The sequence below is a fragment of the Brachybacterium horti genome (assembly GCF_054777615.1).
In genome coordinates this window covers 20,323-28,206 of record NZ_BAAHAM010000007.1, presented here as the reverse complement: position 1 = coordinate 28,206, position 7,884 = coordinate 20,323, and the positions used below count along the sequence as shown (strand labels likewise).

The window sequence follows — 7,884 nt, the reverse complement described above, 5'->3', positions numbered from 1 at the left end:
CCGCCGGTCCGACCACCGATGACGTGGACCCCTGGGGCCACGACGATGACTTTTCCCTGTTCGACCATGACACCGAGGAGCAGAAATGACCCAGCAGATGACAGCGAACGTCACCACCACCGGCAGCGTGTGGGTGGTCTCCGTGGAGGGGATCGAGGGCACCACACTGGTGCGCAGTCCCAGCCACGCGGCCGCCATGGCGGCCGAGCTTGCCGCCCTGCACGCCGGTGGCAGCGCGAGCGACTACGACATCCGCGTTCACGTCGAGATGCCCGAGCAGTGGCGCGCTCAGTGGGCCCAGGTCCAGGAGCACCGCGCCGAGGCTGCCCGCCACCGCGAGGAGTGGCGCAGGGCGGCGCACATGCTCGTCACTGCCATGCGTGAGGATGGGCTCTCGCAGGCCGATGTTGCTGCCTCGCTCGGGGTGAGCGTGCAGACGGCCCGCACGTGGGAAGCGTTGGAGCTGGACACGCAGGGGGAGCAGTGATGGTGACCGACCAAAAGAACCTGCATGCAGGGTTGCATGCTGATCAGCATGCTGACAGGATGGGTGCATGAGTCAGCCCCCGCAGAAGTACGGGCCCGCCTGGTGGGTGTGGTTCCGCACGCACGTCCTCCTCATGCCCCCGGGTGTGCCGCTGTCGCACTCCGAGAAGCGCGCCCGCAAGCAGGCCGCGGCGCAGCGCGAGGCCGACTCCACGCAGGACACGCTGGACGCCTGGACCCAGCAGCCCGCCGCGCCAGCGCCGGCTGCCGCGGCGTCGCCGTCCGAAGCCAGCATTGCGAGCGGCAGCGAGCCCGCTTCCTCTGCCGGTAGCTGGGCCGTGGAGAACGAGCGCACGTTCAGCTCCGCTCTGGCCAAGGTGCTGCGCGTGGTGCTGCTCGTGGCGCTGCTGTTCATCTGCGTGGTCGGGCTGCGGCAGCTGATCTTCCCCACGAAATCCACCACCACGGTGCAGGAAGTCCAGGCCGAGGCGTTCCCCGCGGCCGCCGGCTCCGAGGTCGCCGCTCGCCAGGTCACCGCGTACCTGAACATTGACCCGGCCGACGAGGCGCTGGCAGCCCGGGAGCGCAGCCTGGCGCTGGACTCCTCCAGCGGCAGCAGCGAGGGCAGCCTCAGCAGCGCGAACGTCCCGGGCAAGCAGTCGGTGAGCAATGTGGCCGTGGTCCGCGTGTCCCAGATCGACGGCACGCACGCCCGCGCACTGGTCACCGGCCACCTGACCGACTACACCGGCAAGGACGGCAAGTGGACCGCCGCCGGCGACCCGCGGCCCGTGGCCGCCGAGGTGCAGCTGCTGGCCGACGAGACCGGCGCCGTGAGCGTCGTCGGTCGCCCCGCCCTGGTCGCCACGACTCCCGGCCCCGTCGCCACCCCGCCGGCGGCCAACGCGCAGCAGGACACCACTGTCGGCACCGCGACCCAGGGCGCCGCGGAATCGTTCTTCACCTCCTACGGGGCGGACGAGACCGTGACCGCCTCCGTCGCTCCCGGGGCGACCATCGCCGGCCTGGCCGGCGGCGCCACCTTCGATGACCTCACGGGCTGGACCGTCTACGACGGCGGCGGCGAGACCCGCTCCGCCCTGGCGACGGTCCGCTGGACCCTCCCCAGCGGCATCGAGCTCACGCAGACCTACACGCTCACGCTCTCCAGCGTGAGCGCTGACACGACCGGCGGCTGGCAGATCAGTGCCATATCCGGCGGCGGCACGACCGATCAGTAACCCCTCCCCCTGAAAGGAACCCACCATGTTCACCGGAGCAGACCTCAAAGACTGGGTCATCATCGTCGTCGGCAACCTGTTCATCGTCGTGCTGGTGGTGCGGATGTTCTCGCACTACGCCAAGCGCGAGTGGGGCGAGCTGCTGACCAACTTCCTGGTGGCGGTGTTCATCGCCTGGATCGTCTACAGCACGGATACCTTCATCGGCTTCTTGAAGTGGGCAGCCAACAAGGTCACCGGCGGCGAAGCCCAGGCTGCCGGGCAGCTGCTGGACGGGGCGCACGGTGCCGTCCTCTCTGCCGCCGACAGTGCCCCGCAGGCGCTCGCGCTGCTCTCGAGCGGGCTGATCTGACATGGCCGAATCGAGGAGGACCGCACACAACTACACCGGCGCTTTCGCGCTGGAGACCCGCCAGCACACGCTCCTGGGCATCGACCTGGGCGAAGGACCGCCGCGCAAGCCGCTGATCTTCGGCATTGCCGTGTTCGCTGTGTGGATCGCGTTGCTGTGGGTCCTCCTCGACGGGCCCTCGAAGTTCACGGCCACCCTGTTCATCCTTCCGCCGGCCCTGATCACCTGGTTCGGCTCGCAGAAGGCGGCGGGCAACCCGCGCCGCTTCCGCTTCACCACCTGGGTGCTCGCTGCCGCATTCGTGCTGCGCGGGCACCTTCCGATCATCAACCTGGGCCGGCGCCGGCCCAGCCGCGCCGAGCTGACTCCCTGGAACCAGCGACGCGAGGACTTCCCATGGAGCCGCCGGCCCGCCTGGGAGCGACCCCAGAACGATGACGCGCCCCTGACCGAAGTCGGCCGGCCCGTCCGTCTCCAGATGAAGGCCCGTCTCCTGGGCAACGAGCACGTGGCGCAGACCCTCCAGCGCCGCAGCAAGAAGGGGAAGAACGCATGAAGATCACCGATCGACTCCTCAGCGTGCTGGGTGTGGACCGCGAGCGGCGCACCCCTCCCCCGCGCTACCGCGCGATCGCGGACGGGCTGCTGGTCACCTCCACCCACACCGAGACCGTGCTGGAAATCGACACGGCCACCACGGACATGCTCTCCATGGATGACGTGCTGGAGCACATCGAGTCCGTGGCCCTCACCGCCGGTTCCGCGCTCCAGGGAGCGCAGTGCCAGCTGCGCGTCATGTGGGGCCGCATCACCGGCGACAGCTACGCCGAGGAGATGATGCAGAACGGCCCGTACACCACCGGCGACTGGCGCCGCTGGGTCGCGGACCGTGCCGAGGACATCGACCGCCTGGCCATGCCCAGCCGCTACGTGCTGCTGCACATCTCCCAGGCCAACCCCCGGGACGAGGCGACGCAGGCCGTCACCGACGCCGCCACCGATGCTTTCGGCCTGACCACCTACGGGCTGTCGGAGCGGGAGCTGGCCTACCGGCTGGGCCAGGCGCAGCGTGTCGCCACCCGCCTGAACACCGCGCGATTCAGCGTGAAGCTGGCGCCGGCAGAGCTGATCGCCTGGGAGGTGGGCCGCGAGGGGAAGCGCGAAGTCCCCGGCGCTCCCGACCGGGCCGGCGTGATCGCCGGCGCGCCGCTGGCCGCGCTCAGCGCCGGCCGCGTGGTCCCGATGACGGACCACCTCAAGTTCTACGCCGCGGACGGCAGCGTGGCCGCTTACGGGGCGGTTCTCCCCGTCCTGGAGTTCCCCGAGGAGCTGCCGCTGCCCGGCGCCGAGTGGCTGCGCGAGCTGTCCAACGTCAAGATTCTGGAGGAAATCGGGGAGGACGAGACCGGAGAACCGCTGTTCGATGAGGTGGACGCCGGCGTGGAGGCCTCCGTGCGGTTCACGATCATGCCCACCCGCGAGGCCCGTCACCAGGTCTCCGAGGGCCGCAAGAGCGCGAAGGAGCAGCGCCTGTCCGCGGCGAAGTCCGCCGCCGGCGAGCCGGCCGAGGACATCCTGGAGGCCGAAGCGATGTTCAGCGGCATCGAGGCGGCTCTCAAGAAGTCGCAGGGCGTGCGCCTGGTGACGATGCATCCCCGGTTCATCGTCAGCGGCTCCACCCGCGACGAGCTCAACGCCAAGATCGACTCCGTGACGACGTTCTACAGCGAGATGGGCATCATGCTGGGCGACGGCGCCGACGACCAGAAGGACCTCTGGCTGGAGACGCTGCCCGGCGATCACGTGCGCGTGAAGGACCTCCGCCACGTGGCCGATGCCGAACTGCTGTTCGGCAGCCTGTTCTGGGGCGGCTCCGCCGTGGGCCCCGATGAGGGCCCCATCCAGCACTGGCTCACCGGCAGCACCCCCGGATTCACCCGGTTCGACGTGACCCGCTCCAGCCGCGAGCGCGACGCCACCACCGTCGCGCTGTTCGGCCTGTCCGGGCGAGGCAAGTCCGTGGCCGGCCTCCAGATGATGCTGGAGCAGGCGTTCATGGGCGGCTGGGGCGTCATCTTGGACTTCAAGGGCGACATGACCGGGGTGGTCAACGTGGCCGAGGAGTACCAGCTGCCCCACAGCCGCACCGTCATCGACGAGGCAGCCTCCGGCGCCCTGGACCTGTTCGGGTCCCTCACCGACCGCGACAGCGCCAAGGAGGCCGCCGCGCGGCTGCTCCAGCTGCTCGCCCCGCCCAACTACGCCGACATCGCCGAGGACGCGACCCTGGCGGCGACCACCGCCGTGGCCGACGCGATGGACGAGCCGAGCACCTGGGCGTCGATCCAGTGGCTGCTCCAGGCCGACAACCACCATGACGAGCGCTGGGCTCGCCTGGGCCAGTCCCTGACCAACCTGGCGAACACGACGCTGGGCCGGCCCGTGGCCGGCCCCCGTGAGGCGAGTCTGGGCCTTCCTACCGATCCGGGTCTGTGGCTGGTGCAGATGCCGGGCCTGACCCTGCCGGGCATGGAGAAGTCCCAGCGCGATTGGGACCAGACCGAGCGGCTGTCCATGGCGCTGATGCGCTCCGTGATCACCACCGTGGTGGCGATCACCGGAGCTCAGTCCATGCGGCCGATGCCCAAGACGATCATGATCCCCGAGGTGCACAACCTCTTGAAGATCGCGGACGGCGCGAGCTTCCTGGACACCACCGCCCGTATCGGCTCCGCGAACCGCACGCACCTGATCCTGGACTCCCAGGACGTGGTGGGCGTGGCCTCCCACGAGGGCCTGGTGGAGCAGCTGAACACCGTGTACTGCTTCCACCTCCAGTCCAAGCGCCAGCAGCATGCGGGTGCCGAGGTGCTGAACCTGCCCGAGACGCCAGCGACCTACGCGGCGATCGGCAGCCTGGCCCGTGGCGCGAAGAAGGGCGTTGTCCGCAAGGGTCACTGCATCATGCGCGACAACACCGGGCAGGCGGCACAGGTCCAGTGGCAGCTGCCCAGCCCGCACATCCTGGAGCTGCTGGACACCACAGCTCCCGAGAACCGCAGCGGAGTGACGACCCCGGACGCGCCCCCCGCGGACACGCCCGACCCCGACGAGGAGGCAGCAGCATGATCCGCAAGGCCCTGACCCCGACCCTGGCCGCACTCACCCTGACCGCCGCACTGGCCGCCTGCACCGGCGGCGCCGGCGGAGGCGGGGGCGAGACCACCAGCGGCCCCGAGGACACCGCCGTCAAGTTCATCACCGCCTATCAGTCCGGCGATGCGGCCGCCGCTTGCGAGCTGGCCGACCACAAGATCGGAGACTGCACGACGCGGCCCGGGCTCGAGTTCGAGGAGGAGCCCAAGGCAGACGGCACCTTCGAGAACGAGGAAACGGGCAGCACAGCCGTGATCGTTACCTACATCAGCACCGCGAAGGCCGACCCCGACAGCTACGTGGTCGAGGTGAAGGAGGACGGGAAAGTCACCGAGTGGGAGGACATGAGCGGTCAGCCCAAGAACCGGGACACCGTGGTCATGGAGCTGGGATGGTCAGAATGAGCGCCCTCCCCCGCCCAGCCGGCGCGCTGCGCCGGCTGCACGCCGCGATCCCCACCCGCCAGGACCTGGCCACCGCGCTGCCCCGCCCCAACCGCACCTGGGCGGTGCGCGTGTGGTGGCTGCTGGTCATCGGCTGGGTCATCTGGACCGGCCCCGTCGCCTACGCCGACGACCCGATCAACGTCACCGGCCCCGGCGGCCTGTTCTTCATCCCGGACCTGTCCGGCGACGGAGAGCGCCTGTTCTGGGAGAAGTACATCTGGGTCGAGAACTACGGCATCCACAGCGAGGCCAACTGGAACGATCCTCTCCTGGGCGCCCTGGGCGCCCTTGCCAACGGACTGATGTACCTGCTGGTCGTGTTCGGCGCGACCATCGCCAGCGTCACCGGCTGGCTGTTCTCCATGACCACCATCGACGGCATGGCCACCGCCGTGGGCAACGTGATGGGCGCCAGCGCCGAGGGCACCCTAGGTTGGCTGTTCCCCAGCATGCTCGTGCTCGGCGGGATCGTCGCCTACACCACCCGCAACAAGGGCGGCGAGGGCATGGTGGGGAACCTGCTGTGGCTGGTCGTCGCCGGCACCGCGCTGATCCTCACCACCATGCACGCCCCGCTGCTCGTGAGCAGCGTGGAGAACGTGCGCGTCGTCGGAGCGGACAGCGTGGCCACGATGTCCCAGGGCGCCACCGTCAACGGGGAGACGCCGATCGTCTACGCGAGCCCCGAGGACGACGAGCTGGAGGGCAGCCCCGCCGATATCGCCGCCCGCAAGAACATCGACGCCATGTGGCGCACCCTGATCGTCACCCCCTGGTGCCTGGCCGAGTTCGGCAGCATCGAAGCCTGCGAGCAGTACGGAACCAGCATCGTCACCACCACCGGCGACGACCGCAAGGAAGCCACAGAGGCCGTCAAGACCGCCCAGAAGGGGTCGAGCACGGAGACCTGGCTGGGTGGCATGGACACCAACTACGCGATCGCGCGCGTTGTCATCCTGCTGATCGGTCTGGTCGTCGCCGTGGTGTTCACGCTGTTCGTGCTGTTCGCCGCGCTCACAGCGACCTACGCGCTGGTCATGACGTACCTGCTGCTGATCGTCGGCCCGCTGTTCCTCGCCATGGGCTGCGTCCCAGGCGCTCCCCGCCGCTGGGTGATCAATTGGGCCAAGCAGGTGGTGGTGCAGCTGCTCATGTCGCTGATCGCGTTCACGATCTTCTCCGCAGTGCTGTCCCTGATCGCGATCCTGTTCGCCGCCACCGCCCAGATGGGATGGATGCTCAGTGCGCTGCTGACCATGACCGCCCTGGTCGCCGGCGTCGCGCTGCGCGGCCGCCTGGAGGCGATCTTCCAGGTGGGCAGCGACGGCGGCAGCGGGATCGGGAAGTACCTCCTGGCCCGCAAGGCGCTGAGCATGATGCGCCTGCCGAACCTGGGCGGACGCCGCGGACCCAAGCCCAGCCCCCGGACCCGCTCGCGCGACTCCGCTCCCCCGGAGCCGCCCGCGGACTCCGGCGGCGGCGAGGGCCCCACCCCGCCGGCGCTGCCCGCGGGCCGGGGCGCACCGCCGGCGCTGCCGCCGGCGCGGCAGCCCCGAGCACTGCCGGCCGCGCGCCCCAAGCTGGAGGCTGCACCCGTGCGCGACGAGCGCTCCCGCAGCGGGCAGCTGCACCTGCGCGCCACGCCGGCCCTGGAGTCGCAGCGGACCGCGGCGCCCCAGAGCACGGGCACCGCCCCGCAGCACGAGCTGCCCGCCGGCGCGACCCGGCACCAGCTCGCCGCCGGCACCAGCAGCCCGCGCGAGACCAGCAGCACGCGGACCGCCAGCACCGGCAGCCCGGCGACCACGGCCCCGGCCGGCCAGGCGGCGGCGACGCCGCGGCCCGCCGGCAAGACCGTGCGGACCTCCCCCGCTGCCGACGTGAACCCGCGCCGGGCGCAGCAGGTGCTCTCCGGCGAGGTGCTCTCCCCCGAGAGCAGCGCGCCGGCGCCGGCCGAGCCGTCCACCCCGTACCGGGCGCGACGCCGGACGCAGGCGAGGGTGCGCTACACGCGCCCGGACCTGCCCGACGCACCCCGGCTGCACGCTCCGCACATGCCGCGCCGCACCGAGTACATGAGCACGGCGCAGTCCACGGAGCCGCCGGCCCCGCGCAGCCGCCCGGTCCCGAGCGACCGCGGCGCTGCGCACGCCACGAGCCCCCGGCCCCGCTTCCGGGCCCCGAGCTACCAGTGAGGTGACCC

Annotated in this window: 7 protein-coding genes; all 7 read left to right on the top strand. The window is 70.8% G+C overall.

The features are described 5' to 3' along the window. The first annotated feature begins 85 nt into the window (after positions 1–85). The 7 genes from ACYVAP_RS16550 (at position 86) to ACYVAP_RS16520 (ending at position 7,876) form a co-directional block, all read left to right on the top strand. Positions 86–487, top strand: a complete 402-nt coding sequence (locus tag ACYVAP_RS16550; protein ID WP_498861578.1) for a helix-turn-helix domain-containing protein — start codon at positions 86–88, stop codon at positions 485–487. A gap of 67 nt (positions 488–554) precedes the next feature. After that, positions 555–1,727 carry a conjugal transfer protein gene (locus ACYVAP_RS16545; RefSeq protein ID WP_498861577.1) on the top strand — a complete coding sequence of 391 codons (1,173 nt, stop codon included), beginning with the start codon at positions 555–557 and terminating at the stop codon, positions 1,725–1,727. A gap of 25 nt (positions 1,728–1,752) precedes the next feature. After that, positions 1,753–2,079 carry a hypothetical protein gene (locus ACYVAP_RS16540; RefSeq protein ID WP_498861576.1) on the top strand — a complete coding sequence of 109 codons (327 nt, stop codon included), beginning with the start codon at positions 1,753–1,755 and terminating at the stop codon, positions 2,077–2,079. Between the two features lies 1 nt (position 2,080). Further along, positions 2,081–2,635: a hypothetical protein gene (locus tag ACYVAP_RS16535; RefSeq protein WP_498861575.1), complete on the top strand. Its 555-nt coding sequence runs from the start codon at positions 2,081–2,083 to the stop codon at positions 2,633–2,635. Continuing rightward, complete coding sequence (locus ACYVAP_RS16530) at positions 2,632–5,208, top strand: ATP-binding protein (RefSeq protein ID WP_498861574.1); 2,577 nt, start codon at positions 2,632–2,634, stop codon at positions 5,206–5,208. Before ACYVAP_RS16535 ends, ACYVAP_RS16530 begins: the two co-directional genes overlap by 4 nt. Then, positions 5,205–5,639: a hypothetical protein gene (locus ACYVAP_RS16525; RefSeq protein WP_498861573.1), complete on the top strand. Its 435-nt coding sequence runs from the start codon at positions 5,205–5,207 to the stop codon at positions 5,637–5,639. Before ACYVAP_RS16530 ends, ACYVAP_RS16525 begins: the two co-directional genes overlap by 4 nt. Continuing rightward, positions 5,636–7,876, top strand: coding sequence for a type IV secretion system protein (locus ACYVAP_RS16520; RefSeq protein ID WP_498861572.1), 2,241 nt, complete (start codon positions 5,636–5,638; stop codon positions 7,874–7,876). Before ACYVAP_RS16525 ends, ACYVAP_RS16520 begins: the two co-directional genes overlap by 4 nt. Positions 7,877–7,884: the final 8 nt, after the last annotated feature.